Source organism: Luteimonas huabeiensis HB2 (assembly GCF_000559025.1).
Classification (GTDB): Bacteria; Pseudomonadota; Gammaproteobacteria; order Xanthomonadales; family Xanthomonadaceae; genus Luteimonas; species Luteimonas huabeiensis.
On sequence record NZ_JAAN01000047.1, the window covers coordinates 52,060 to 75,260 of the forward strand.

General features: G+C 66.2%; 25 protein-coding genes. 14 read left to right on the forward strand and 11 right to left on the reverse strand.

What is annotated here, in order from left to right:
• Nucleotides 1-109: 109 nt before the first annotated feature.
• The 7 genes from Z164_RS0118715 to Z164_RS0118745 all read right to left on the reverse strand — a co-directional run bounded on the left by Z164_RS0118715 (nt 110) and on the right by Z164_RS0118745 (nt 9,721).
• Complete coding sequence (locus Z164_RS0118715) at nt 110-1,306, reverse strand: MFS transporter (protein ID WP_008786732.1); 1,197 nt, start codon at nt 1,304-1,306, stop codon at nt 110-112.
• Between the two features lie 91 nt (nt 1,307-1,397).
• Nucleotides 1,398-1,790: a MerR family transcriptional regulator gene (locus Z164_RS0118720; protein WP_019396549.1), complete on the reverse strand. Its 393-nt coding sequence runs from the start codon at nt 1,788-1,790 to the stop codon at nt 1,398-1,400.
• Nucleotides 1,791-1,840: 50 nt separating this feature from the next.
• The gene (locus tag Z164_RS0118725) at nt 1,841-3,370 is read right to left on the reverse strand and encodes an efflux transporter outer membrane subunit (RefSeq protein WP_349709550.1); all 1,530 of its coding nucleotides are present in this window, start codon (nt 3,368-3,370) and stop codon (nt 1,841-1,843) included.
• Entirely contained in the window at nt 3,367-6,543 is a 3,177-nt protein-coding gene (locus Z164_RS0118730; RefSeq protein WP_008786735.1) for an efflux RND transporter permease subunit, read from the reverse strand. Before Z164_RS0118730 ends, Z164_RS0118725 begins: the two co-directional genes overlap by 4 nt.
• A complete protein-coding gene (locus tag Z164_RS0118735; protein WP_021162752.1) occupies nt 6,540-7,778 on the reverse strand; it encodes an efflux RND transporter periplasmic adaptor subunit in 1,239 nt (412 codons plus the stop codon). The genes Z164_RS0118730 and Z164_RS0118735 overlap by 4 nt, the downstream gene beginning before the upstream one ends.
• Before the next feature lie 424 nt (nt 7,779-8,202).
• A complete protein-coding gene (locus Z164_RS0118740) occupies nt 8,203-8,580 on the reverse strand; it encodes an ArsR/SmtB family transcription factor (RefSeq protein ID WP_008786737.1) in 378 nt (125 codons plus the stop codon).
• A gap of 43 nt (nt 8,581-8,623) precedes the next feature.
• Nucleotides 8,624-9,721 (reverse strand): cation diffusion facilitator family transporter, encoded by a 1,098-nt coding sequence (locus Z164_RS0118745; protein WP_008786738.1) that lies wholly within the window; start codon nt 9,719-9,721, stop codon nt 8,624-8,626.
• A gap of 224 nt (nt 9,722-9,945) precedes the next feature.
• On the opposite strand from Z164_RS0118745, the gene Z164_RS0118750 reads away from it, so the two are divergent.
• Nucleotides 9,946-10,203 carry a metal-sensing transcriptional repressor gene (locus Z164_RS0118750; protein ID WP_019396551.1) on the forward strand — a complete coding sequence of 86 codons (258 nt, stop codon included), beginning with the start codon at nt 9,946-9,948 and terminating at the stop codon, nt 10,201-10,203.
• A gap of 9 nt (nt 10,204-10,212) precedes the next feature.
• Nucleotides 10,213-11,523 (forward strand): MFS transporter, encoded by a 1,311-nt coding sequence (locus Z164_RS0118755; protein WP_008786740.1) that lies wholly within the window; start codon nt 10,213-10,215, stop codon nt 11,521-11,523.
• 38 nt (nt 11,524-11,561) lie between these two features.
• Here the strand turns inward: Z164_RS0118755 and Z164_RS0118760 are convergent, their stop codons facing one another.
• Nucleotides 11,562-11,843 carry an ArsR/SmtB family transcription factor gene (locus tag Z164_RS0118760; protein ID WP_019396552.1) on the reverse strand — a complete coding sequence of 94 codons (282 nt, stop codon included), beginning with the start codon at nt 11,841-11,843 and terminating at the stop codon, nt 11,562-11,564.
• Between the two features lie 313 nt (nt 11,844-12,156).
• Between Z164_RS0118760 and Z164_RS0118765 the strand changes: the two genes are divergently transcribed.
• The 4 genes from Z164_RS0118765 (at nt 12,157) to Z164_RS0118780 (ending at nt 16,478) form a co-directional block, all read left to right on the forward strand.
• A complete protein-coding gene (locus Z164_RS0118765) occupies nt 12,157-14,652 on the forward strand; it encodes a heavy metal translocating P-type ATPase (protein ID WP_008786742.1) in 2,496 nt (831 codons plus the stop codon).
• 15 nt (nt 14,653-14,667) lie between these two features.
• On the forward strand, nt 14,668-15,147 hold the full coding sequence (cueR, locus tag Z164_RS0118770; RefSeq protein ID WP_008786743.1) for a Cu(I)-responsive transcriptional regulator: 480 nt from the start codon (nt 14,668-14,670) through the stop codon (nt 15,145-15,147).
• A 16-nt stretch (nt 15,148-15,163) separates the two neighbouring features.
• Nucleotides 15,164-15,502, forward strand: a complete 339-nt coding sequence (gene fdx / locus Z164_RS0118775) for an ISC system 2Fe-2S type ferredoxin (RefSeq protein ID WP_008786744.1) — start codon at nt 15,164-15,166, stop codon at nt 15,500-15,502.
• A 217-nt stretch (nt 15,503-15,719) separates the two neighbouring features.
• Entirely contained in the window at nt 15,720-16,478 is a 759-nt protein-coding gene (locus tag Z164_RS0118780; RefSeq protein ID WP_008786745.1) for a MauE/DoxX family redox-associated membrane protein, read from the forward strand.
• A gap of 74 nt (nt 16,479-16,552) precedes the next feature.
• On the opposite strand, the gene Z164_RS0118785 is transcribed toward Z164_RS0118780, so the two are convergent.
• Together Z164_RS0118785 and Z164_RS21025 are read right to left on the reverse strand one after the other, a co-directional pair.
• On the reverse strand, nt 16,553-16,747 hold the full coding sequence (locus Z164_RS0118785) for a heavy-metal-associated domain-containing protein (protein WP_003821167.1): 195 nt from the start codon (nt 16,745-16,747) through the stop codon (nt 16,553-16,555).
• A 57-nt stretch (nt 16,748-16,804) separates the two neighbouring features.
• Complete coding sequence (locus tag Z164_RS21025; RefSeq protein WP_008786746.1) at nt 16,805-17,179, reverse strand: Lrp/AsnC family transcriptional regulator; 375 nt, start codon at nt 17,177-17,179, stop codon at nt 16,805-16,807.
• On the opposite strand from Z164_RS21025, the gene Z164_RS22685 reads away from it, so the two are divergent.
• The 3 genes from Z164_RS22685 (at nt 17,127) to Z164_RS0118800 (ending at nt 18,800) form a co-directional block, all read left to right on the forward strand.
• Nucleotides 17,127-17,294 carry a hypothetical protein gene (locus tag Z164_RS22685; protein ID WP_252149415.1) on the forward strand — a complete coding sequence of 56 codons (168 nt, stop codon included), beginning with the start codon at nt 17,127-17,129 and terminating at the stop codon, nt 17,292-17,294. The genes Z164_RS21025 and Z164_RS22685 overlap by 53 nt on opposite strands.
• Before the next feature lie 286 nt (nt 17,295-17,580).
• Nucleotides 17,581-18,525, forward strand: a complete 945-nt coding sequence (locus Z164_RS0118795; protein ID WP_008786747.1) for a LysR family transcriptional regulator — start codon at nt 17,581-17,583, stop codon at nt 18,523-18,525.
• A complete protein-coding gene (locus Z164_RS0118800) occupies nt 18,522-18,800 on the forward strand; it encodes an EexN family lipoprotein (RefSeq protein WP_008786748.1) in 279 nt (92 codons plus the stop codon). The genes Z164_RS0118795 and Z164_RS0118800 overlap by 4 nt, the downstream gene beginning before the upstream one ends.
• On the opposite strand, the gene Z164_RS22690 is transcribed toward Z164_RS0118800, so the two are convergent.
• A complete protein-coding gene (locus Z164_RS22690; protein WP_124014400.1) occupies nt 18,790-19,041 on the reverse strand; it encodes a hypothetical protein in 252 nt (83 codons plus the stop codon). The genes Z164_RS0118800 and Z164_RS22690 overlap by 11 nt on opposite strands.
• Between Z164_RS22690 and Z164_RS0118805 the strand changes: the two genes are divergently transcribed.
• From Z164_RS0118805 to Z164_RS0118825, 5 genes are read left to right on the forward strand one after another with little or no spacing between them, the layout of a single operon-like run.
• Complete coding sequence (locus tag Z164_RS0118805; protein ID WP_019396555.1) at nt 19,036-21,039, forward strand: conjugal transfer protein TraG; 2,004 nt, start codon at nt 19,036-19,038, stop codon at nt 21,037-21,039. The two genes, Z164_RS22690 and Z164_RS0118805, sit on opposite strands and share 6 nt — an antisense overlap.
• Nucleotides 21,036-21,500 carry a CopG family transcriptional regulator gene (locus tag Z164_RS0118810; protein WP_008786751.1) on the forward strand — a complete coding sequence of 155 codons (465 nt, stop codon included), beginning with the start codon at nt 21,036-21,038 and terminating at the stop codon, nt 21,498-21,500. Before Z164_RS0118805 ends, Z164_RS0118810 begins: the two co-directional genes overlap by 4 nt.
• The gene (gene trbB / locus Z164_RS0118815) at nt 21,497-22,549 is read left to right on the forward strand and encodes a P-type conjugative transfer ATPase TrbB (protein ID WP_008786752.1); all 1,053 of its coding nucleotides are present in this window, start codon (nt 21,497-21,499) and stop codon (nt 22,547-22,549) included. Before Z164_RS0118810 ends, trbB begins: the two co-directional genes overlap by 4 nt.
• Nucleotides 22,546-22,929, forward strand: a complete 384-nt coding sequence (locus Z164_RS0118820; RefSeq protein WP_008786753.1) for a TrbC/VirB2 family type IV secretion system protein — start codon at nt 22,546-22,548, stop codon at nt 22,927-22,929. The genes trbB and Z164_RS0118820 overlap by 4 nt, the downstream gene beginning before the upstream one ends.
• Nucleotides 22,926-23,198, forward strand: coding sequence for a VirB3 family type IV secretion system protein (locus Z164_RS0118825; protein WP_008786754.1), 273 nt, complete (start codon nt 22,926-22,928; stop codon nt 23,196-23,198). The genes Z164_RS0118820 and Z164_RS0118825 overlap by 4 nt, the downstream gene beginning before the upstream one ends.
• Nucleotides 23,199-23,201: the final 3 nt, after the last annotated feature.

The window sequence follows — 23,201 nt, forward strand, 5'->3', positions numbered from 1 at the left end:
CTTCACTTCCGCCGCCTACGACAACGCGCTGTCGAAGCTGCAGCGGTGGAAGCAGGTGATGTAGCGCCTGAGGCGACCGCTAGATGGAACACCTCCCGCATCGGCCCGATCAGCCCGGACCTAGCCGCACCGGCTTTCGCGCGGTCTGCCACAGCAGCGGCACCAAGATCAGCGCCAGGGCCGGGAAGATCATCCAGTTGACCGCCTGCCAGCCCGAGCTGTGCAGGATCGATCCCGCGAGGAACGACACGGCCGCCGTGGCGGCGAAGACGAAGAAATCGTTCATGCCCTGCGCCTTGCTGCGCTCGGCCGGGGTGTGGCAATCGGTGACCACCGCCGTCGCGCCGATGAAGCTGAAGTTCCAGCCGATGCCCAGCAGCGCCAGCGAGCCCCAGAAGTGGGACAGGCCGAGCCCGCCCAGGGCCACCACCCCGGAGGCGGCGAGCAGCACCATGCCCACGGCGGTCACGCGCTCCTTGCCGTAGCGCACCATCAGCCGCCCAGTGAAGAAGCTCGGCCCGAACATCGCCAGCAGGTGCCACTGGATGCCCAGGGCGGCGTTGTCCACCGAATGCCCGTGGTTGACCATCGCCACCGGCGCGGCGGTCATCACGAACGCCATCACCCCATAGGACACCACGCCCGCGGCCACGGCCAGCGCGTAGCGCGGCATCGCCAGGAGCTGCAGCACCGTGCGGCCGCTGTCGGCGGCGGCTTCGGCCGGGGTCTGGCGCGGCGTGCGCAGCATCAGCAAGATCGGCAGGGCGATCAGCGGCAGCAGCGCCTGGCTGAGGAAGCTGCCGACGTAGGGCGTGCCCGCTACCGCGTCGCGCGTGAAGATCACCAACTGCGGCCCGATGATGGCACCCGCGAGACCCCCCACCATTACCCAGGAAATCGCCTTGGCCTTGAGCGCGTCCTCGGCGGTGTCGGCGGCTGCGAAGCGGTAGCTCTGCACATACGCGCCGTAGAAGCCCGCCAGGAAGGTGCCGGCGCAGAAGATCCAGAACGAGGCCAGCATGATGCCCAGCGCGGCGATCAGGCCCGAGGCCACGCCGAAGCCGACCCCGACCACGTATCCGTTGCGGCGGCCATGGCGCCGCATGATGAACGCCGCAGGCAAGGTGCCGATGGCAAGACCCAGGCCGAACAGGCTCACGGGCAAGGTGATCCAGGCCGAGTCCTTGGCAAGCTGCTGGCCGACCAGCCCGCCCAGCGACATCACGATGGGCGCGCTGGCGCCACCGAGCGCCTGCGCGGCGGTGAGAACGCCGATGTTTCGGCGCGTGATGCTCTGGTCGGTCATGGGCGGTCTTTCTTGTTCGTTTGTCTGGCCGGAAATATTACACGCATGAATATATGTTCAGTTATCCGACCATGATTCGGCCATGCGATGCTCATGAACCGCCGCAACCTGGTCGCTCCTCGCAAATCTCCCGAGCGGCAGAAGGAACAGCCTGCCGTTCCAATGCGAGCAGGTGCTCTTTCACCCGGGTCAGTTGCGCCATGCGTTCCTCGACATAGGCGAGATGGTCCCGGACAGCCTGCGTCAGCAGCTCGGGTTCCGGGGACTCGCGATGCGTCCAGCCCAGCAAGTTGCGCATGTCATCCAGGCCGATGCCCGACGCGCGGTAGTTGCGAATCAGGTAAAGCCGCTCGACATGGGCCGGGCCATAGCGCCGGTAGTTGTTGCGGGACCGCTCGGGAGCGGGCAGCAGGCCCTCCCGTTCGTAGAACCTGATGTTCTCAGGGGGCGTGCCGGTCAAGCGCGCGAGTTCACCAATCCTCATCCAGCTCTCCGCGCGCAGCGATGGGGGACGCCACCGCTGCGCGCCGGCCCTCATCCCGGCGACCGGGCGGACTGCTGCGCCGTGGCGCCCGATTGCACCGTGTGCTCAGTCCAGCCGCCGCCCAGCGCCTTGTACAGATGGATGAGGTTGTTCAGCCGCGTCAGGCGCGTGCGCACCAGGGTCTGCTGCGTGCCGTAATGCGTGCGCTGCGCGTCGAGTACAGTGAGGTTGTCGTCCACGCCCTCCTGGAAGCGCTGCTCGGCCAGCTCGTAGGCCTTCTGGCTGGCCGCCACCAGGAGCTGCTCCGCGCGGATCTGCTCATCGAGCGTGCGCTTGCCCGCCAGGCCGTCGGCCACCTCGGCGAAGGCCGCCTGGATGGACTTCTCGTAGTTGGCGATCTCGATGCGCTTCTGTACGTGCGCCACGTCCAGGTTGGCGCGCAGCGCGCCGCCGCGGAAGATGGGCAGCGTGATCTGCGGCAGGAAGCTCCAGGCCCGCGAGCCCGAATCGAACAGGCCGTCCAGCGAAGCGCTGGCCGTGCCCGCCGAGCCCGTAAGGCTGATCGTCGGGAAGAACGCGGCCCGCGCCGCGCCGATGTTGGCGTTGGCGCCGATCAGCATCTGCTCGGCGGCGCGGATGTCCGGCCGGCGCGCGAGCAGTTCGGACGGCAGGCCGCTCGGCAGGCCGGTCGGCACGATGTCGTCCGGCAGCGCCATGGCCTCGTCAAGCTGCCGGGACAGCTCCGGCGTCAGCGGCTGGCCCAACAGCAGCACCAGCGCGTTGCGGTCCTTGGCCGCCTGCCGTGTGTAGGCGGCATGGTTGGCCTCGGCGGTGCGCAACGCGATCTCTGCGCGGCGCAGGTCGAGCTGCGTGGAGTTGCCCGCTTCCACCAGTTGGGTGGTCAGCCCGTAGGAGCGCTTCTGCGTGGCGAGGGTGTCGCTCGTCAGGCGCAGCAGTTCCTGGTCGGCACGCAGCGTGAGGTAGGCGCTGGCCACCTCGGACACCAGGCTCATCTGCGTGGCGATGCGGGTCTCGTCGAGGGCCAGGTAGGACGCCAGCGCCCGGTCGCTGAGGCTGCGGATGCGGCCCCACAGGTCCAGTTCCCAGGCGGCCGTCACCCCGGCCACGTCGTAGCGCCGGAGCACGTCGCTTTGCCCCGTGGTGCTGAGGTCGGCCGGTACGCGCTCTGACGCGCCGCGGGCGGAAACGCCCAGGTTCGGCAGCATCTCGGCACGCTGGATACGGTACAGCGCCTGAGCCGCCTCCACGTTGAGCGCGGCCTTGCGCATGTCGCGGTTGTTCTCCAGTGAAATGCCGATCAACTGCTGCAGCAGCGGGTCGCGGAAGAAGTCCCGCCAGCCGATCTCGGCCGTGATCGCGTCGTCGGGCGTCGCGGCCGCCGGTTCCACATAGGCCGCGCCCAAGGGATAAGCCGTGTCGATCGGCGCTGCGGGCCGGTCATACTTCGGTGCCATGGAGCAGCCAGTCAACGCCGCCGCGAGGGCGAGCGGCGCCAGCGTCCTGGCGGGTCGTGTGAATGCGAAAGATGTTTTCATGTCGTATGTCCTCCTGGCCGTCATGCGTGCTGGTCGGTCATGCCGACACGGGCATGGCGCGCTTCGCGGCGCAGCGCCAGCTTGCGCACCACGACGTAGAACACCGGCGTCAGCACCAGGCCGAATACCGTCACGCCCAGCATGCCGGCGAACACCGCGATGCCCATGGCGTGGCGCATCTCGGCGCCCGCACCGCTGGCCAGCACCAGCGGCACCACGCCAGCGATGAAGGCGAACGACGTCATCAGGATCGGGCGCAGCCGCAAGCGCGCGGCTTCGAGCACGGCTGCCAGCGGATCGGCCCCTTCGCTTTCCTTCGCGCGGGCGAACTCCACGATCAGGATCGCGTTCTTGGCGGCCAGGCCGATCAGCACCACGAAACCGATCTGCGTGAAGATGTTGTTGTCCCCCCCAGAGAGCCAGACGCCGGCGATCGCCGAGAGCAGCGCCATGGGTGCAATCAGCAGCACAGCGAACGGCAGCGACCAACTGTTGTACTGGGCCGCCAGGAACAGGAAGGCGAGCAGCACCGCCAGCGCGAAGATATAGATAGCAGTATTGCCAACTCGCTTTTCCTGGAAAGTCAGGTCCGTCCATTCGTAGGTCATACCGTCAGGCAGCGATTCGCTCACGATCTTCTCAATCGCGGCGGTGGCCTGGCCGGATGAGTAGCCCGGCGCTGGCCCGCCGCTGATGTCCGCCGAGGGGAAGCCGTTGTAATGCATCACCCGGTCGGGGCCGGAACTGCGCTCGATGGTCGCGAACGCGCTCAGCGGGATCATGTCGCCCGCTGCATTGCGCACCTTGAGCATGCCTATGTCCTCAGCCTGCATGCGGAACTGCGCATCGGCTTGGGCCATTACCCGGTAGGTGCGACCGAAGCGGTTGAAGTCGTTGACGTAGAGCGAGCCAAGGTTGACCTGCAGGGTGTCGAACACCTCGGTCAGCGACACGCCCTGCGACTTGGCCTTCACCCGGTCGATGTCCACCTGCAACTGCGGCGCATTGGTCTGGAAGCTGGCGAGCATGTTCGCCAGCTCGGGCGCCTGCATGGCCTTGCCCATGATCTGGCCCTGTGCTTGTGCAAGCGCCTCGGGACCCAGGCCCGCCCGGTCCTCGATCTGCAGCTTAAAGCCGCCCATAGAACCCAGGCCCGGCACCGGCGGCGGCGGGAAGATGCCGACGAAGCCGTCCGGGATCTGGCTGAACTTGCCCATGAGCTTGCCCTGGATGGCGAAGGCCGACAGCGACGGGTCCTTGCGCTCATCGAAGGGCTTGAGCATGGCGAACATCAGCGCGGTGTTCGGCTGGTTCACCGGTCCATTGACCGACAGGCCCGGGAAGGCCACCACGCTCTCGACGCCCGGCTCAGCCAGTGCGATCTTGGTCATCTCCTTGACGACCGCCTCGGTGCGATCCAGCGAGGCGCCGGTCGGAAGCTGGGCGATGCCCACGAGGTAGTACTTGTCCTGGGCGGGCACGAAGCCCGCAGGCACCTTGTGGAAGCCCAGCCAGGTCAGGCCCAGGAAGCCGACGTAGAGCAGCAGCACGATGGCGCTGCCGCGCACCGCGCGGCGCACGCCCCCGACGTAGGAATTCGAGGCGCGGTCGAAGAAGCGGTTGAAGCGGCGGAAGAAGCCGCCGAACACGCCGTCGATGATGCGCGTGACGCGATCGGGCTTGGCCGCGCCGTGGTGCGGCTTGAGCAGGATGGCGGCCAGCGCTGGCGACAGCGTAAGCGAGTTGATCGCCGACAGGATGGTCGAGAACGCGATGGTTAGCGCGAACTGGCGATAGAACTCGCCCTGCAGCCCCGACAGGAACGCCGAGGGGATGAAGACCGCTGCCAGCACCGAGGTGATGGCCAGGATCGGGCCAGTCACTTCATCCATCGCCTTGCGCGCCGCGTCCTTGGGTGATTCGCCCAGCGCTATGTGGCGCTCCACGTTCTCCACCACCACGATGGCGTCATCCACCACGATGCCGATGGACAGCACCAGTCCGAACAGCGACAGTGTGTTCAGCGAGAAACCGAACATGTGCATCACCGCGAACGTGCCGACCAGCGAGACCGGCACGGCGATCAGCGGGATGATCGACGCGCGCCAGGATTGCAGGAACAGCACCACCACGATCACCACCAGGAAGATGGCCTCCAGCAGCGTGACGGCGACGGACTGGAGCGAGGCGCGCACGAAGACCGTGGGGTCGTAGGCGATCCTATACTCAATGCCGTCGGGGAACTTAGCTTGAAGTCGGTCCATTGCCGCGCGCACCGCGCTAGACACATCCAGCGCGTTCGCGCCCGGGCTCTGGATGATCTGTATCCCCACCGCCGGCTCGCCATTGAGCAGGCTGCGCAAAGAGTAGGAATCGGCCCCCATCGAGATGCGGGCGACATCCCGCAGGCGAGTTACCTGGCCGTCGGCGCCCGTCTTCACGACGATCTCGCCGAATTGCTCCTCGCTCGACAGTCGGCCCAGAGTGTTGACCGTGACCTGGAACGCCGCCGAGGCATCCGGCTGCTGACCAACCGAACCAGCGGCAACCTGTATGTTCTGCTCGCGGATGGCGGCAACCACGTCGCTCGCGATCAGCCCACGAGCAGCGACCTTGGCGGGTTCGAGCCAGACCCGCATCGAATACTCCCCGGCGCCCCAGACTAGGACATCGCCGACGCCTGGCGTACGAGCCAGCTCATCCTTCACATGAAGTGTGGCGTAGTTGGAGACGTACAGCGGATCATATCGACCTCCAGGCGAAAGCAAATGCACCACCATGAGAACGTCCGGCGACGTTTTCTCGGTGACAACACCGATGCGCTGAACTTCAGGCGGTAGGCGCGGCAACGCCCGCGAGACCCGGTTTTGCACCTGGATCTGCGCAATGTCGGCGTTGATATGCTGCTCGAAGGAGACGGTGAGCACCATTTTCCCGTCGGTGGACATCTGAGACTGCATGTACATCATGCCTTCTACGCCGTTGATCGCCTGCTCCAGCGGTGATGCCACGGTATCGGCGATCACTTGCGGGTTGGCACCGGGATAGCTAGCGGTGACCTGCACCGTGGGAGGCGTGACCTGCGGGTATTCGCTCAGCGGCAGCTGGAAGTAGCTGATCGCGCCCGCGATCAGCATCAGCACCGACAGGACGATGGCGAAGATGGGCCGGTTGATGAAGAAGCGGGGGAAATTCATTTGCGGGCCTCCGCCGAGCCGGCCGCGCCGTCAGCCTTGGCGGGGTCCGCGCCGGCGGCCGGTGCCGCGGGCGGCTGCATGGGCACCATGCGCGGCGTGACCGCCATGCCGGGGCGCACGAGGCCCTTGATGATGATCTTCTCACCGGCCTGCAGGCTGCCGTTGATGACGCGCAGCCCGTCCACCACCGGCCCCAGTTCGATGGGCCGGTACTGGGCCTGGTTGTTCTCGCCCACGACCAGCACGTAGTTGCGCCCTTGGTCGGTGCCCACGGCCTGATCGTCGATCAGGACGGCCTCGCGCGCCGCGCCGGTGGACAGCTTGACCCGGGCGAACATGCCGGGTGCCATGCGCCCATCCGGGTTGGGCACAACGGCGCGCGCGCGGATCGTGCCGGTGCTTCGGTCAATGGTGTTGCCCACGAAGTCGAGCGCGCCCCTGTGCGGGAAACCCTTGTCCGTGGTCAGCCCGACCTGCACGGGCAGCGAGGCCTTGCCGCCGGCGCCCGCAGCGGGCCGCGAGCGGCTCACGACGTTGAGGTACGTGGCTTCGTCGATGTCGAAGTACACGTGCAGCGGGTCGATGGACACGATCGTGGTCAGCAGCGTGGCCGCGCCGGCGACACCGCCGCTGACCAGGTTGCCCTCGGTCACGAGCACGCGGTCAACGCGCCCGGCGATGGGCGCCGTGACGCGGGCGTAGGACAGATCCAGCCGCGCCGCAGCGACGGCGGCCTTGGCCGCTTGCACCTGGGCCTGGCGCGCACTGCGCGCGGAGACGGCATCGTCGTAGGTCTTGCGCGCGACAGCGCCGGTCGCCACCAGGCGCTCGGCGCGGTCGAAGTCGGCCTGGGCCTGACTGGCCAGCACCTCGGCCTGTTGCAGTTGCGCCGCAGCCGTGTCGAGCGTGACCTGGAACGGTCGGGGGTCGATCTGGAACAGCAGTTGTCCCTTGCGCACCAGGCTGCCCTCGGGGACGCTCACAGCATCGACGGCGCCGCCGACCCGCGAGCGCAGCTCGACGGTCTTGGGCGCGGCCAGGAAGCCGGTGTACTCGGCCGATGGCGCGACCGTGCGGGTGATGACCTCGGCCACGGGCACCTGCGGCGCCATCGGCGCGCCCGCCGGGGGCGCCGCGGCCTTGCCCTCGTCCTTGGCGTCGCGGGCGGCAATCGCTATGCCCCCGACGGCTGCGATGACGCCTGCCACCACAACGATTCTGATTTTTTTACGCATGGAAGTGCCCCTTTCTTGGATGCAGGACTCCGGCCCTTCCGAAGCGCTCTGCAGAAATTTGTGTGGAGGCTAGGCGTTACAACGAAGGCAAGGTCAAGCCCTTTGGGTTGCCCTAGCGGGCAGGCTGCATGGACAAGGTGGTGGGAAAACCCCGCGTCGTCGCTGTGGCCACTCCGACATCCAGCTCACGAGTGCCGTTGTGCGGTTGAACCGGTCGGTCTTGTGGGTGATTGCGAGCGCGGGAGGCTCAGGCGTCCAAGCTGCCGCCGCCCATTGCTGTGCCTGCGCGGCATCCCGGCGCCCAGGCAGGGCCCGCGATTCAGGGTGTTGCGCCCAGGCCGCATCGAGGACGTCCTTGAGGCTAACCGGCGGCGTGGGTACCGGCGCCTCGCAACCTGCCATTCGCCTGGGTGCTTGGGCCTGGTCAGTCGTCGGCTTTGTCCTCGGAAATGTGGACCGCCATGTCCTGCAGCACCTGGCTGACGTGCTGGTCCGCGATGCTGTAGAAGATGTGCTTGGCTTGGCGTTCGCCGCGCACGAGGCGCGCACCGCGCAGCAGCCGCAGGTGATGGCTGACCAGAGACTGCGACAGGTCGAGCGCTTCGGCGATGTCCCCCACGGCGACCGAGCCATGCATGCACTGCAGCAGGATCTTCAATCGCGATTGGTCGCCCAGCAGGCGGAAGGTCTCGGCCAGAACAGCGACGTCACTTTGCGACATTGCGAGGGCATCGGTCGCCGCGTCGTGGCTGGTGGTCGAGCATTGCGCGGTGTCGGCGCTGGTGGTTTTGCGGGACGTCATGGATGCAAATCCTCAAGTGGAGTGCGAGCCGGCTCGCGCGGCCTCAATGCCTGTGACCAGGAGCGGAATGGTCGTGGTCATGGCCGTGGCTGTGCCCGCCGCCATGCTTGTGATTGCCATGATCATGGCCGCTGTGGTCGTGCCCGCTGTGGTCATGACCGCTGTGATCGTGGCCGCTGTGGTCCTGACGCTCCGACGTGGGCTGCAAGCTGCAGACGTTCTCGTCGGTGCCCGAGTTCCAGTCGATCCCGACCGTGGCGTGTTCGATGCTGAATTGCTCTCGAAGCACCGCTTCGACGCGCTTGACCACGGCGCGTGCTTCCTCGTCCACGTTGGGGCGAACGTGCAGCGTGGCCATCGTGCGCCCGGAGGTGAGCTGCCACACGTGAACGTGGCTGACGGCCGCCAGGCCCGGCACGGCGCCCATCAGGCCTTGCTCCACCTTCTCCGGCGAAGCATCCTCCGGCGCGCCTTCCAGCAGGATGTGGATCGACTTGGCGAGCAGCTTCCATGCGCTGCGCAGGATCAGCGCCGCGACCAGGACCGACAGGATGGGATCGATCGGCGTCCAGCCCGTGAGGTAGATGACGATCGCAGCGACGATGGCGCCGACCGAGCCGAGCAGGTCGCCCATCACGTGCAGGATGGCCCCCTTCACGTTGACGTGATCGGTCTCTCCGCGGGTCATGATCCACAGCACGAGCACGTTCACCAGCAGGCCGAGCACGGCGACGATCATCATCGGGCCGGCCAGGATCACGGGCGGCGCCTGCAGCCGCTCCCACGCCTCGTAGGCGATCCAAGCGACGATCGCGAACAGGGTCACGGCGTTCAGGAAACCGGCGATGACCTCGAAGCGCAGGTAGCCGAAGGTGCGCTTGCTGTCGGCCGCGCGGCGGCCGAACCGGAATGCTGCGTAGGCCAGTGCGAGCGCCGCGGCGTCGGTCAGCATGTGGCCCGCGTCGGCCAGCAAGGCCAGCGAGCCCGACAGCACGCCTCCGACGGCCTCCACGACCATGAAGCCGAAGATCAGGAAAAAGGACAGCAGGACCTTGCGCTCGTTGGCGCTGGTCACGGTCGGGGTGTGGTCATGATCATGGTCGTGATCGTGACCATGGTCATGTGCGTGGGATTGGGACATGGGGCCTCGGGAAACTGGGTCTTTGACTGTGGCTCAAAATATAACACATGAACATGTTTTCATGTGAATTGTTGTACACATTTGTGTTCGCGTCTCACCACGGCCGGGATGCCGCTCCGGGCAATTGCCTTAGCCTGGCTCGGCGACCATTCCCCCCGCCTGGCAAGCAGCCGTTGATCTAACATCCAGTGGCAGTATCCCCCCTGGGGGGATATGATTTCAGCATGGAAGACATGCATAAGCACACCACCCATCCCGACCTGGTGAAGCGGCTCAAGCGCGCCGAGGGGCATCTGCGGCACGTCATCGGGATGATCGAAGGGGGAGAAACCTGCCTCGACATCGCCCGCCAGCTCGCGGCGGTGGAAAGCGCGGTGACGGCGGCCAAGCGCGTCCTGATCCACGACCACATCGACCACTGCCTGTCCCATGACGAGGACTCCGTTCTGACCGAAATGAAGGCGCTGACCAAACTGCTCTGAGGCCGTCCGATGCTCTCCGTCCTGAATAACCGCACCTACCGCCACCTGTTCACCGCCCAGGTGATCGCGCTCGTCGGCACCGGCCTGATGACGGTGGCGCTCGGCCTGCTGGCCTACGAGCTGGCCGGCGCGGATGCAGGCGCGGTGCTCGGGACGGCGCTGGCCATCAAGATGCTGGCCTACGCGGGGGTCGCGCCGGTCGCGCAGGCCTTCGCCGACCGGCTCCCGCGGCGCTCGCTGCTCGTGGCGCTGGACCTCGTGCGAGCGGCCGTCGCGCTGTGCCTGCCCTTCGTCACCGAGGTCTGGCAGATCTACCTGCTGATCTTCGTTCTGCAGGCGGCATCCGCCGGCTTCACGCCGACCTTCCAGGCCACCATCCCGGACATCCTTCCCGACGAAGAGGACTACACGAAGGCGCTGTCGCTGTCCCGGCTGGCCTACGACCTGGAAAGCCTGATTTCCCCGATGCTGGCCGCCGCGCTGCTGACCGTCATCAGCTTTCACAACCTGTTCGCGGGAACGGTGCTCGGTTTCCTCGTTTCAGCCGCTCTCGTGGTCAGCGTGCGGTTGCCCACGTCCGTCCCCGGCCCGCGCCGCGGCATCTGGGAGCGAACGACGCGCGGCACGCGCATCTACCTCGCCACGCCTCGCCTGCGGGGCCTGCTGGCGATCAGCCTGGCCGTCTCGGCGGCCGGCGCGATGGTGATCGTGAACACGGTGGTGCTCGTGAAGGCGCGTTTCGGCCTGGGCGAAGTCGAGGTGGCGTGGGCACTGGCGGCGTTCGGAGGCGGCTCGATGGTGGCCGCCTTCGTCTTGCCGTCCCTACTGGAGAAAGTAGCCGACCGACCCGCGATGCTCACCGGCGCCGCTGTCCTCGTCGTGGGCACGGCGATCGGCGCACTGCTGCCGAGCTATGCGCTGTTGCTGCCGCTGTGGCTGGTGATCGGCTTTGGCTACAGCGTGGCGCAGACGCCATCCGGCCGTCTTCTGCGCCGCTCGGCCCACGCCGAGGACCGTCCAGCGATCTTCGCGGCCCACTTCGCGCTGTCGCACGCCTGCTGGCTCATCTGCTACCCGCTGGCCGGACGCTTCGGCGCGGCCATGGGGCTGCAATCGACGTTCGTCGTCATGTCCTTGATCGGCCTAGCTGGCGTGGCGCTGGCGCTTCGGCTGTGGCCGGCCAGCGACCCGTCGGACTTGGCCCATGACCATCCGAACCTGTCGGCGGATCACCCCCACTTGCGTCAGCACGCGAACCAAGGCGGGCACCATCACGTGCTGGTCGTGGATGACTTGCACCGGATCTGGCCGAAAGGATAGGCCTCACGGGACGCGGTAAGGGCTGTTTCGCACCAAGGCTAGTCGTCGCTGTTGTCCTCAACGATGTGGATGGCCATGTCCAGCAGCACCTGGCTCACGTGCTTGTCCGCTACCTCATAGAAGATCTGCTTGGACTGGCGCGCGCCCTTGACCAGACGGGCTCCACGCAACAGTCGAAGGTGATGGCTGACCAACGACTGCGAGAGTTCGACGGCTTCCGCGATGTCGCTTACCGACGTGGACCCCTTCATGCAGCACAGCATGACCTTGAGCCGCGACGGATCGCCCAGGAGCCGGAAAGTCTCGGCCAGGATGGTCACGTCATTCTGTGACAGGGAGGCCAGATCGGTGCTTGGGCCCTTCGGTGGGGCACTGGCTGGTTTGCGTGGAGTCATCTCTCAAAAATTCCTACCCTCGAACGGCTGTTCGTGCCCTTCAGGATCAACGAGGCTGCGACCGCTTGAGCGCGCGCACAGCCCGGGACCAGGGCGAGCCTGGCGACCAAGGCCCCTCGTTTCCCCCGTGCGCCGGGCCATTTCTGAAACCTGACAGTACCCGAAAAAAGCGCTTGACCTTCCCACGATGGTAAACCCTAAGCTCCCCCATGTCGAATATCAACTATGGGAAACAACCATGAGCATGCCAATAACGAGTGATGCTCGTGCCACCGCAGCAGCGATCAGCCTACCCATCGAGGGCATGACCTGCGCGAGCTGCGTCGGCCGAGTCGAGGCCGCCCTGGCCAAGGTGCCGGGCGTGGACAGCGTGTCCGTCAATCTCGCCACCGAGCGGGCGGACATCCGCCTGGCCAGTCCTGTCGATCGCATCGCGTTGATCCAGGCGGTCGAGAAGGTCGGCTACGACGTGCCGGCTGGCACCGTCGAACTGGCGGTCGAGGGCATGACCTGCGCCTCCTGCGTGGGCCGCGTCGAGAAGGCACTCAAGGCCGTGCCCGGCGTCACCGAGGCCACGGTCAACCTCGCGACCGAGCGTGCCACCGTGCGCGGCGTGGCCGCCGTGGCGGACCTGATCGCGGCCATCGAGAAGGTCGGCTACGAGGCCAACCCGGTGGATACCGGCGCGCAGGCCGACGAGGAAGCCGCCGAGAAGAAGGACGCCGAGCGCGCCGAACTCAAGCGCGACCTGACCCTGGCCGCCGTGCTGGCGCTGCCTGTGTTCGTGCTCGAAATGGGCTCGCACATGATTCCCGGCATGCATGAGTGGGTGGCTTCCACCATCGGCATCCAGCAGAGTTGGTATCTGCAGTTCGTGCTGACCCTGCTGGTGCTCGCCATTCCGGGCTGGCGCTTCTACGAGAAGGGCTTCCCGGCGCTGTTCCGCCTGGGTCCCGACATGAACTCGCTGGTCGCGGTCGGCACGGCCGCAGCCTTCGGCTATTCGATGGTCGCCACATTCGCGCCCAGTCTGCTGCCGGCCGGCACGGTGAACGTGTACTACGAGGCGGCCGCCGTCATCGTGGCGCTGATCCTGCTGGGCCGCTTTCTTGAGGCACGGGCCAAGGGCCGCACCTCCGAGGCCATCAAGCGCCTGGTCGGCCTGCAGGCCAAGGAGGCGCACGTGCTGCGCGACGGCCGCATCGTGGACATCCCGATCAACGACGTGGCGCAGGGCGACATCGTGGAAGTGCGCCCCGGCGAGCGCGTGCCGGTCGATGGTGAAGTGACCGAGGGCCGCAGCTTCGTGGACGAGTCGATGATCACCGGCGAGCCGATTCCCGTCGAAAAGGCGGAAGGCAGCACCGTGGTCGGCGGCACCGTCAACCAGAAGGGTGCGCTGACGCTGCGTGCCACCGCCGTGGGCGGTCAGACCATGCTGGCGCAGATCATCCGCATGGTCGAGCAGGCGCAAGGTTCCAAGCTGCCGATCCAGGCCGTGGTGGACAAGGTGACACTGTGGTTCGTGCCCGCCGTCATGCTGGCCGCCGTGCTGACCTTCCTGGTCTGGCTGGTGTTCGGCCCGTCGCCCGCGCTGTCCTTCGCGCTGGTCAATGCCGTGGCGGTGCTGATCATTGCCTGCCCGTGCGCCATGGGTCTGGCGACGCCGACCTCCATCATGGTCGGCACGGGCCGGGGCGCCGAGATGGGCGTACTGTTCCGCAAGGGTGAAGCCCTGCAACTGCTCAAGGACGCCAAGGTGGTGGCCGTGGACAAGACCGGCACGCTGACCGAGGGCCGCCCGGTCCTGACCGACCTGGAGATTGCCGACGGCTTTGACCGCAACCAGGTGCTGGCGAAGGTCGCCTCTGTCGAATCGCGCTCGGAGCATCCGATCGCACGCGCCATCGTCGAGTCGGCCGTGGAAGGTGGCATCGCGCTGCCGACGATGACAGACTTCGATTCGGTCACGGGCATGGGCGTGCGCGCCACCGTGGACGGCGCGCGTGTCGAGGTCGGTGCCGATCGCTTCATGCGTGAGCTGGGGTTGGACGTGAGCGGCTTCGCTCGCACGGCCGAGCGCCTGGGCAATGAGGGCAAGTCGCCGCTGTACGCCGCGATCGACGGCCGACTGGCCGCCATCATCGCGGTGGCCGATCCGATCAAGTCCAGCACGCCCGCGGCCATTGCCGCGCTGCACCAGCTCGGCCTGAAGGTGGCGATGATCACTGGCGACAACGCGCGTACCGCGCAGGCCATCGCCAAGCAACTGGGCATCGACGAGGTGGTGGCCGAAGTGCTGCCCGAGGGCAAGGTCGAAGCCGTGCGCCGCTTAAAGGCCACCCACGGCCAGATCGCCTACGTGGGTGACGGCATCAACGATGCGCCGGCGCTGGCCGAGGCCGACGTGGGCCTGGCGATCGGCACCGGCACCGACGTGGCGGTGGAGTCGGCCGACGTGGTGCTGATGTCCGGCAACCTGCAGGGTGTGCCCAACGCCATCGCGCTGTCCAAGGCCACCATCGGCAACATCCGCCAGAACCTGTTCTGGGCGTTTGGCTACAACACGGCCCTGATCCCGGTGGCCGCTGGCGTCCTATACCCCGCATACGGTGTGCTGCTGTCGCCGATCTTCGCGGCCGGAGCGATGGCGCTGTCCAGCGTGTTCGTGCTCGGCAACGCGCTGCGCCTGCGCCGCTTCCAGCCGCCGCTGGCGGCGGATACCGCTCATTGAGAAAGGAGGAACACCATGAACATCGGTGAAGCATCCAAGGCCTCGAAGGTCTCGGCCAAGATGATCCGCTACTACGAGCAGATCGGCTTGATTCCCCCGGCCGACCGGAACGATTCGGGCTACCGCGCCTATAGCCAGGACGACGTACACCGGCTGCACTTCATCCGGCGTGCGCGCGACCTCGGCTTCTCGGTGGCCGAGATCACGGACCTGCTGGGACTGTGGAACGACAAGTCGCGCCGGAGTGCCGACGTCAAGCGCCTGGCGCAGCAGCACATCTCCGAGCTGGACCGGCGCATCGCGAGCATGTTGGAGATGGCCGAGACGCTCAAGGCGCTGATCCGGTGCTGCGCCGGCGACGAACGGCCCGACTGCCCGATCCTGCACACGCTGGAGCAACTCGATACCAGCGACGACGAGCCCGAAGCGCGCACCGGCGCCGTGCCACGGCGTGCAAGTGGCAACGCAGCGGCAAAGAAGCCGCGTGCGCACTGAGCAGCCGGGAGAGACCATGCCCAAGATCACCGTCTTGCCCCATCCTGAACTGGCGCCCGAGGGCGCCGAGCTGAACGTGCCGGTCGGCACCTCGATCTGCGAGGCGCTGCTAGACAACGGCATCGAGATCGAACATGCCTGCGACATGAGCTGTGCCTGCACGACCTGCCACTGCATCGTGCGCAAGGGATTCGATTCCCTCAACGAGGTCGAGGAGTGCGAGGACGACCTGCTTGACCGGGCCTGGGGGCTAGAGGCGCAATCGCGCCTGAGCTGCCAGGCCATCGTGGCGAACGAGGACCTGACCGTCGAGATCCCGAAGTACACGATCAACCATGCCAAGGAGAACCACTAGGACCCAGCGTGCCGCCGCGGGCGCGCCGGCCTGCGGCGGGGTTGCTCTGGCAGACGGAGGACTGACGGCGTTGCAGCCTGACGACCGCCCCGGGAGCCAGATGCCTACACCCCCTTGCACCACCGCCGGTTAGGCTGGAAATGTCGTCAAAGTCCTTCAATCCGTGATAGTCGGCGCTGCGGCCGGCCCATGAAAAGTCCCACAGGAGAAGTCCAGCATGTCTGCGCCCAAACAAGCCACGCTCTACCGGATGGTCATGCCCGGCCATACCTGCCCCTACGGGCTGAAGTCGCTCGATCTGCTCAACCGCAAGGGCTACGAGGTCGAGGACAAACACTTGGCGAGCCGCGAGCAGACGGATGCGTTCAAGAAGGAGCATGGCGTCGAGACCACGCCCCAGGTCTTCATAAACGGGCGGCGCGTGGGCGGCTACGACGACCTGCGCAAATTCTTCGGCATGTCCGTGAAGGACAAGAACGCCGTGACCTACACCCCTGTGATCGCGCTGTTCGCCATGGCGGCCGCGATGGCGCTGGCGGCGAGCTGGGCGGCCTTCGGCCAGCTCTGGAGCATTCAGGCGGCAGAGTGGTTCGTGGCCTTTGCCATGTGTCTCCTGGCGCTGCAGAAGCTCAAGGACGTGGACGGCTTCGCGACGATGTTCCTCAACTACGACCTGCTGGCCAAGCGCTGGGTTCGGTATGCCTATTTCTACCCGTTCGCGGAGGCCATCGCAGGCGTCCTGATGGTCGCGGGCGTGGGGATGTGGGTGTCGATTCCGTTGGCGCTGTTCATCGGGACCGTCGGGGCCGTGTCGGTTTTCAAGGCGGTCTATGTCGATCGCCGGGAACTCAAGTGCGCCTGTGTGGGCGGGGACAGCAACGTGCCGCTGGGCTTCGTGTCCCTGACCGAGAACCTGATGATGGTGGCGATGGCCCTGTGGATGTGGGCCAAGGTCGCCTACCTTGGGATGCACTGAGCGCCGCGCCAGGTACGGCGCAGCGCACGTGCTCGCATCGGCCGTCCTGTGTGCAGGCCGGCCACGACGCGGTGTTACTGCGCGCGCGGCGGGAAGCCAGCTTCGCTCAGGGCCGCGGCGATCTGCTCTTGCGAGGCCGAGGTCTGGACCTCGACACGGCGGGTCGGCGGGTCCGTGACGATCTTGGCGTTGGGGTCGATCGTTTGGATCGTTTTCGTAACGGTGCGGGCGCAGCCGCCGCAGGTCATGTCTTCGAGATGGAATTGCATGGAAAACTCCTTTCGGGTTGGGGTGTTTGAAGTCTGGTCCTTGCCACGGTTGGAAGGTCAAGCGCTATTTGCATCCCCGCTACACCAATCGGCCGAATGCTCATAGGGCAAGGCCGTGGTGCTCTTTACCCGATCCAGCACGAAGCTTGTCTTGCAGTCCTGCACGCTGGGGTGCTTGAGCAGCGTGTCGAGCACGAAGCGAGAGTAGTGAGCCATGTTCCTGACGACCACCCGCAGCAGATAGTCCATGTCGCCGGTCAGCGCATGGCATTCCACGACCTCCGGCCATTTCTGGACCGACGCGCGGAACACGTCCATGGGATTGCGCTTGTGCGAGTCGGAGTGCTTTTCGAGACGCACGTTCAGGTAGGCCGTGAGCGTGAGGCCGATCTTCTCCGAGCCGCTGCTCGGCCCGGTGTTCTTCGAGTTCATCGAGCGCAAGGGCAACTACCGCGAGGGCTTCGGCGAAGGTAACTTCGGTGCCTTGTTCGAGTCGATGGAGCGCGACCAGATCAACCGCGGCGCGCTGGAAATCAACCCAGCCTGATTCGGGCTTTCCCCCTGAAGGCATAGCACCTTCCGCATCTCGCGAGCCCCGGTGGGGCTCGCACTATTTTGGCAAGCGGCCTCCACGATGCCCATTGGCCCTCGTGCAGCTTGCACCATTCATCTCCTCACAATCGAACATCACCACGGCACGGTGCAGGCTTCTTTGACTAATATATGAACACATGTATAATTGTTTATTCAATATTTGGCCTCAGCTCGACTGGTGCTACAGCAGGCGTGCATCTCGTCCCCCGAATCAACATGGATCATGGAAGGACAAGACTATGGAACTTCGTCACTTGCGCTGCTTCATTGCGGTTGCTGAGGAACTCCATTTCGCCCGCGCTGCCGAGCGGCTGCACATCGAGCAGTCTCCACTGTCACGGGCCATCAAGGAACTGGAAGAAGAACTGGGCGTGATGCTGTTTGCCCGCACCACGCGCAGCACTCGGCTGACCCGTGCGGGCGAGCTGTTTCTGGAGCACGTGCGCCGCGTGCTCTCCGCCTTGGAGCAGGCACGCGATAGCGTGAAAGCGGCAGCAAACGGTTTTCATGGCCAGTTGCGCGTGGCATTGTCCGACGGCATCACGCCGTCGCGCCTTTCTGCGTTGCTCGTACTTTGCCGCCAGGAAGAACCCGAGGTCGAAATCCGGTTCTTCGAGGTGCCCCTATCGCAACAGATCAAGGGGCTGCATAGCGATCTGTATGACGTAGGGTTTGCTCAATCCGACGAAGTGGGCGACGGTATCGTCGCCACGCCCGCATGGAGCGATGCGCTGATGGTGGCCGTGCCAGCTCGGCATCCGCTTCTGGCCCACAAGCGCATCCCCTTGGATGAGTTGCTTCGCTATCCACTGGTTCTGTGCGATCCACAGGCATGTGAGGGCCATGCCAAGCAAGTTGAACGGGTGTTGCGCCGTGCGGATGTGGAGCCACTGATTGCAGAGAGGGTTTCGTCCACCGACCTGATGATGGCCCTAGTCTCGGCCGGTTTTGCGCTCGGCCTAGCAGGCAGTGCACACATTGCCGCCAGCCGTGAGCCGGGTGTAGTGGCCCGGCCGCTAGCTTCGCGCGTGTCGCCCCTCACGACCTATCTGTTGCGGCTGGACGGAGATCCGTCCGACGAGTTGGCGCGGTTTATTGAGCGCGCACAGGCCATCGAACAGCCGGAAACCCCCAGGCCCATACGAGGCCGTAATCCCGATCACCCGGAGGAACTGACGCCATGAAGAAGATCATCCCATTCTTGCTGGTTGCCGTGTTGACTGCCTGCGGCCAGTCCGATGGGCCACAGAAGTCCGCCGGTTCCGCAGCCAACATCCCGACAGTGGAAGAGCTGGCGGCCAACCCCGAACGGCTCAAGGAACTGCGCCAGCAGTGCAAGACCGACCGCCCCAAGCTGGGCGACGTGTTGTGCAACCGGGTGGCCGAGGCCACGCGCAAGCGGTTCTATGGCGACGGGGAAACGCCCTACACACCGCCGAAGGAGCCGCCTAAGTTTTGATCGTGGCCGCTTCGCCACGAATATTGGATTTCCTGACCGACACGCCGCAACGCGCCTGCGCTTGCGACGTTTTTCGTTGGCTCGCCACCGCGCTAATTCTTTCTTTTTGCTCGATCTTTCTGCTTAAAACGGTCTTTGACCGGCACTGACGCGGCACCGATCCTGACGCCTCCGGCACGTCCTTGTGCCGCTTTTTCCATGAGGAATCGGCGCAGGAGAAATCGGAGGCCAGGTCATGCAAGGGACGAACGTGCTGTTCGGTCAGATCGCCGTGGTATTCGGCATCGTGATCGCCGGAGTGTGGGGTGCCACACAATGGACAGCAGCAGCCCTTGGCTATCAAGTACGCCTTGGCTCGCCCTGGTTCGATCTTCTTGGCACGCCGATCTATCACCCGTGGAAGCTGTTTGAGTGGTGGTTTTCTTACGGCGCCTATACCCCGGAAATCTTCGACACCGGCGGAGCCATCGCTGGCAGCAGTGGCATGGTCGCCGTGGCCGTCGCCATTGCCATGTCGGTCTGGCGCTCGCGGCAGGCACGCCTTGTCACGACCTACGGATCGGCCCGCTGGGCGAACGCGCATGACATTCGCAAGGCGGGCCTCACGCAGCCAGAGGGCGTGTTCCTCGGCCAGCACGACCGCCAGTACCTGCGCCATGAGGGGCCAGAGCATGTCCTGACGTTCGCACCCACGCGCTCGGGCAAGGGCGTCGGCCTGGTGGTGCCGACGCTGCTTTCTTGGCCCGCGTCCGCCGTCATCCACGACATCAAGGGCGAGAACTGGCAGATCACCGCAGGCTGGCGCTCGCGCTTCTCGCATTGCCTGCTGTTCAACCCCACGGATGCGAAGTCGGCGGCCTACAACCCGCTGCTGGAGGTGCGGCGCGGCGCGCATGAAGTGCGCGACGTGCAGAACATCGCGGACATTCTGGTCGATCCCGAAGGCGCGCTGGAGAAGCGCAACCATTGGGAAAAGACCAGCCACGCGCTGCTGGTCGGCGCGATCCTGCATGTGCTCTACGCGGGCGAAGACAAGACGCTGCGCGGCGTCGCCAACTTCCTCAGCGACCCGGCCAGCCCGTTCGAGCTGACCTTGCATCGAATGATGACCACGCCCCACTTGGGCGAGGGGCCGCATCCGGTAGTCGCGTCGGCGGCGCGTGAAGTGCTCAACAAGTCGGACAACGAGCGTTCCGGCGTGTTAAGCACCGCCATGTCGTTCCTCGGCCTGTACCGCGATCCCACGGTGGCCGAAGTCACCTCGCGCTGTGACTGGCGCATCGCCGACCTGATCGCGGCCGAGCATCCGGTGTCGCTGTACCTGGTGGTGCCGCCTTCGGACATATCGCGCACCAAACCGCTCATCCGCCTGATCCTCAACCAGATCGGGCGACGCCTCACCGAATCGCTGGACGGCAGCGACGGCATCGAACGCCGCCACAAGCTGCTGCTGATGCTCGACGAGTTCCCGGCCCTGGGTCGGCTCGACTTCTTCGAGACAGCCTTGGCCTTCATGGCGGGCTACGGCATCCGCAGCTTCCTCATCGCGCAGTCACTCAACCAGATCGACAAGGCGTATGGACAGAACCATTCCATTCTCGACAACTGCCACGTCAGGGTGACGTTCGCCACCAACGACGAACGCACCGCCAAGCGCATTTCCGAGACGCTGGGCACTGCGACCGAGCTGCGCGCGCAACGCAACTACGCGGGCCACCGGCTCGCGCCGTGGCTGGGCCACCTCATGGTGTCGCGCCAGGAGACGGCCCGCCCGCTGCTGACGCCGGGCGAGGTGATGCAGCTTCCGCCGGACGATGCCGTAGTGATGGTGTCCAGCATGGCGCCGATCAAGGCCCGGAAGCTGCGCTACTACGCCGACGCCAATTTCAAGCAGCGCGTGCTGCCGCCGCCCGAGCTGGCGGACGGCCGGTACGCCGACGCGCCGCCACTGCGCCCCGACGACTGGAGTGGCCTGGCGATTCCTGCCGTGCCTGCCGCGCCTGCGGCCGATGCCGCCGAAGGCTTCCGGGCGTCGGCCGACGACGGCGGCCCGCGCCGTCAGCCCGAGCTAACTGAGGCCGTCGCCTACGACCCCGAGCTGGCCGCGCCCGCGGCCGACCTCGGCCTGCTCGATGACGACGACGACCTGCCGCTTCCCCTTCCTCGCCAGCTTGATCCGGCCATGCAGCGCACGGCCCGGCTGGCGTCCCTCGACCCCAACGACGGAATCGAGCTATGAGCCACTATCGCCTGAACCTCTTTATCCAGCCCGAGCACGCCCAGCGGCTCGATGAACTGGCCGCCAAGAAAGGCGTGTCCAAGTCCAGCATCGTCGCCGCTGCCTTGGCGTCCTGGCTGTCGCCGGACGCGGCCGACCAGCGCGAGGCGGCCATCGCCAAGCGCCTTGATCGCCTCTCGCGCCAGGCCGAGCGAATGGAGCGCGACCAGAGCATCGCCATCGAGACGCTGGCGCTGTTCATCCGCTACTACCTGACCGTCAGCACGCCGGTTCCCGAGGCGCACCAAGAGGCGGCCCGCGCCTTGGGCAAGGCGCGTTTCGAGCAGTTCACCGAGCAGCTTGGCCGCCACCTGATGCGTGGGCGCAGCCTGGTGCGCGACGTGGTGGAGGAATTGCATCCCGATTCGGTGCGGATGGAGGACGCGGCGGCAGCCGCCGATGCGCAGGAGCGTGCGTCATGAGCGCCGTTTCCCAATCCATGAGTGCCACGTCGCTCGACCGGCGCATCCAGATGCTGCGCACGGCAATGGGGCCGCTGATCGCCACCGCGCTCGAAGACCCCGACGTGGTGGAAATCATGCTCAACCCTGACCGCACCCTTTGGGTGGATCGCCTGTCGTCGGGCCGCGCGCCTATGGGCGTGGAGCTGCCCGAAGCCGATGGCGAGCGAATCATCCGCCTGGTCGCGGCCCACGTCGGCGCGGAGGTGCATCGCGGCCAGCCGCTGCTGTCCGCCGAACTGCCCGAAACCGGTGAACGCTTCGAGGGCATCCTGCCGCCAGCCGCGCCGGGGCCGGCCTTCGCGCTGCGCAAGCGCACCATCGGCGTGATCCCGCTGGAGCGGTACGTCGTGGACGGAATGATGACCGCCGCCCAGGCGGGCTTTTTGGTGCGCGCCGTGCGCGAGCGCCAGAACGTCCTGATCGCGGGGGCCACCAGCAGCGGCAAGACGACCTTGGCGAACGCGCTGCTGGCCGAGATAGCTGCCACGGGCGACCGCGTGCTGGTGCTCGAAGACACGGTGGAGCTGCAATGCGCGGCCCGCGACCACGTTCCGCTGCGCACGCGCTCCGGCGTGGTGTCCATGACCGAGCTGGTGCGCTCGTCCATGCGCCTGCGACCTGATCGCGTCGTCGTCGGCGAGGTACGCGGTGCCGAGGCGCTGGATCTCATCAAGGTGTGGGGCACCGGCCACCCCGGCGGCGTCGCCACGATCCACGCCGGCTCCGCGCTGGGCGCGTTGCTGCGCCTGGAGCAACTGATTCTCGAAGTGGCGGTGAATCCGCCGCGTGCGCTGATCGCCGAGGCGGTCAACGTGGTGATCCAGATCGCCGGGCGCGGACGCAAGCGCCGCATCGAGAACATCGCCCGCATCGTCGGCTTCGACGGCGTGGGCTACCAACTGGTGGACGCGCTGGAAACGCCGTTTCCCGAGCTGCCGCCGATCCCTGATGCCGCACCCGCTGCGGCGACTTCCTCGTCCCCTGACCAACCTGGAGAACTGCTATGACGCAGATGACCATTCCTGCTTTCCGTGTTTCCGTAAATCCGGCTTTGCGCCTTGCACGGCTGCGCTGCCTGGCCCGCCCTGCGGGGCGAGGGCTGCTGCTGGCCGCGCTGTTGCTGTTCCTGGCCGGCACCGCGCAGGCCGCTGGTTCCTCGATGCCCTGGGAAGGCCCGTTGCAGTCGATCTTGGAGTCGATTCAGGGGCCGGTGGCGCGCATCGTCGCGGTCATCATCATCATTGCCACGGGCCTCGCGCTCGCCTTCGGCGACACGTCGGGCGGCTTTCGCAAGCTGATCCAGATCGTGTTCGGCCTGTCCATCGCGTTCGCGGCTTCGAGCTTCTTCCTGTCGTTCTTTTCGTTCTCGGGCGGGGCTGTCGTATGAGCGGCCCGGATAGCTTCGCGGCCGGGTTCGAGGTGCCTTTGCATCGCTCGCTCACCGAGCCGATCTTGCTGGGCGGCGCACCGCGCACCGTGGCGATTGCCAACGGCACGCTGGCCGCCGCCGTCGGGCTGGGCCTGCAACTGTGGATTCCTGGCGTGGTGCTCTGGATCGTCGGCCATTCGCTGGCGGTATGGGGTGCGCGCGTCGATCCGCAGTTCATGGCCGTGTTCGCCCGGCACATCAAGCACCGCCCGCTGCTGGACGTGTGAGGG

What these genes read in the sequence shown, in the direction of transcription:
- Z164_RS0118715 (WP_008786732.1), bottom strand. Translation starts at nt 1,306, where the DNA reads ATGACCGACCAGAGCATCACGCGCCGAAACATCGGCGTTCTCACCGCC.
- Z164_RS0118720 (WP_019396549.1), bottom strand. Translation starts at nt 1,790, where the DNA reads ATGAGGATTGGTGAACTCGCGCGCTTGACCGGCACGCCCCCTGAGAAC.
- Z164_RS0118725 (WP_349709550.1), bottom strand. Translation starts at nt 3,370, where the DNA reads ATGACGGCCAGGAGGACATACGACATGAAAACATCTTTCGCATTCACA.
- Z164_RS0118730 (WP_008786735.1), bottom strand. Translation starts at nt 6,543, where the DNA reads ATGAATTTCCCCCGCTTCTTCATCAACCGGCCCATCTTCGCCATCGTC.
- Z164_RS0118735 (WP_021162752.1), bottom strand. Translation starts at nt 7,778, where the DNA reads ATGCGTAAAAAAATCAGAATCGTTGTGGTGGCAGGCGTCATCGCAGCC.
- Z164_RS0118740 (WP_008786737.1), bottom strand. Translation starts at nt 8,580, where the DNA reads ATGACGTCCCGCAAAACCACCAGCGCCGACACCGCGCAATGCTCGACC.
- Z164_RS0118745 (WP_008786738.1), bottom strand. Translation starts at nt 9,721, where the DNA reads ATGTCCCAATCCCACGCACATGACCATGGTCACGATCACGACCATGAT.
- Z164_RS0118750 (WP_019396551.1), top strand. Translation starts at nt 9,946, where the DNA reads ATGGAAGACATGCATAAGCACACCACCCATCCCGACCTGGTGAAGCGG.
- Z164_RS0118755 (WP_008786740.1), top strand. Translation starts at nt 10,213, where the DNA reads ATGCTCTCCGTCCTGAATAACCGCACCTACCGCCACCTGTTCACCGCC.
- Z164_RS0118765 (WP_008786742.1), top strand. Translation starts at nt 12,157, where the DNA reads ATGAGCATGCCAATAACGAGTGATGCTCGTGCCACCGCAGCAGCGATC.
- cueR (WP_008786743.1), top strand. Translation starts at nt 14,668, where the DNA reads ATGAACATCGGTGAAGCATCCAAGGCCTCGAAGGTCTCGGCCAAGATG.
- fdx (WP_008786744.1), top strand. Translation starts at nt 15,164, where the DNA reads ATGCCCAAGATCACCGTCTTGCCCCATCCTGAACTGGCGCCCGAGGGC.
- Z164_RS0118780 (WP_008786745.1), top strand. Translation starts at nt 15,720, where the DNA reads ATGTCTGCGCCCAAACAAGCCACGCTCTACCGGATGGTCATGCCCGGC.
- Z164_RS0118785 (WP_003821167.1), bottom strand. Translation starts at nt 16,747, where the DNA reads ATGCAATTCCATCTCGAAGACATGACCTGCGGCGGCTGCGCCCGCACC.
- Z164_RS21025 (WP_008786746.1), bottom strand. Translation starts at nt 17,179, where the DNA reads ATGAACTCGAAGAACACCGGGCCGAGCAGCGGCTCGGAGAAGATCGGC.
- Z164_RS0118795 (WP_008786747.1), top strand. Translation starts at nt 17,581, where the DNA reads ATGGAACTTCGTCACTTGCGCTGCTTCATTGCGGTTGCTGAGGAACTC.
- Z164_RS0118800 (WP_008786748.1), top strand. Translation starts at nt 18,522, where the DNA reads ATGAAGAAGATCATCCCATTCTTGCTGGTTGCCGTGTTGACTGCCTGC.
- Z164_RS0118805 (WP_019396555.1), top strand. Translation starts at nt 19,036, where the DNA reads ATGCAAGGGACGAACGTGCTGTTCGGTCAGATCGCCGTGGTATTCGGC.
- Z164_RS0118810 (WP_008786751.1), top strand. Translation starts at nt 21,036, where the DNA reads ATGAGCCACTATCGCCTGAACCTCTTTATCCAGCCCGAGCACGCCCAG.
- trbB (WP_008786752.1), top strand. Translation starts at nt 21,497, where the DNA reads ATGAGCGCCGTTTCCCAATCCATGAGTGCCACGTCGCTCGACCGGCGC.
- Z164_RS0118820 (WP_008786753.1), top strand. Translation starts at nt 22,546, where the DNA reads ATGACGCAGATGACCATTCCTGCTTTCCGTGTTTCCGTAAATCCGGCT.
- Z164_RS0118825 (WP_008786754.1), top strand. Translation starts at nt 22,926, where the DNA reads ATGAGCGGCCCGGATAGCTTCGCGGCCGGGTTCGAGGTGCCTTTGCAT.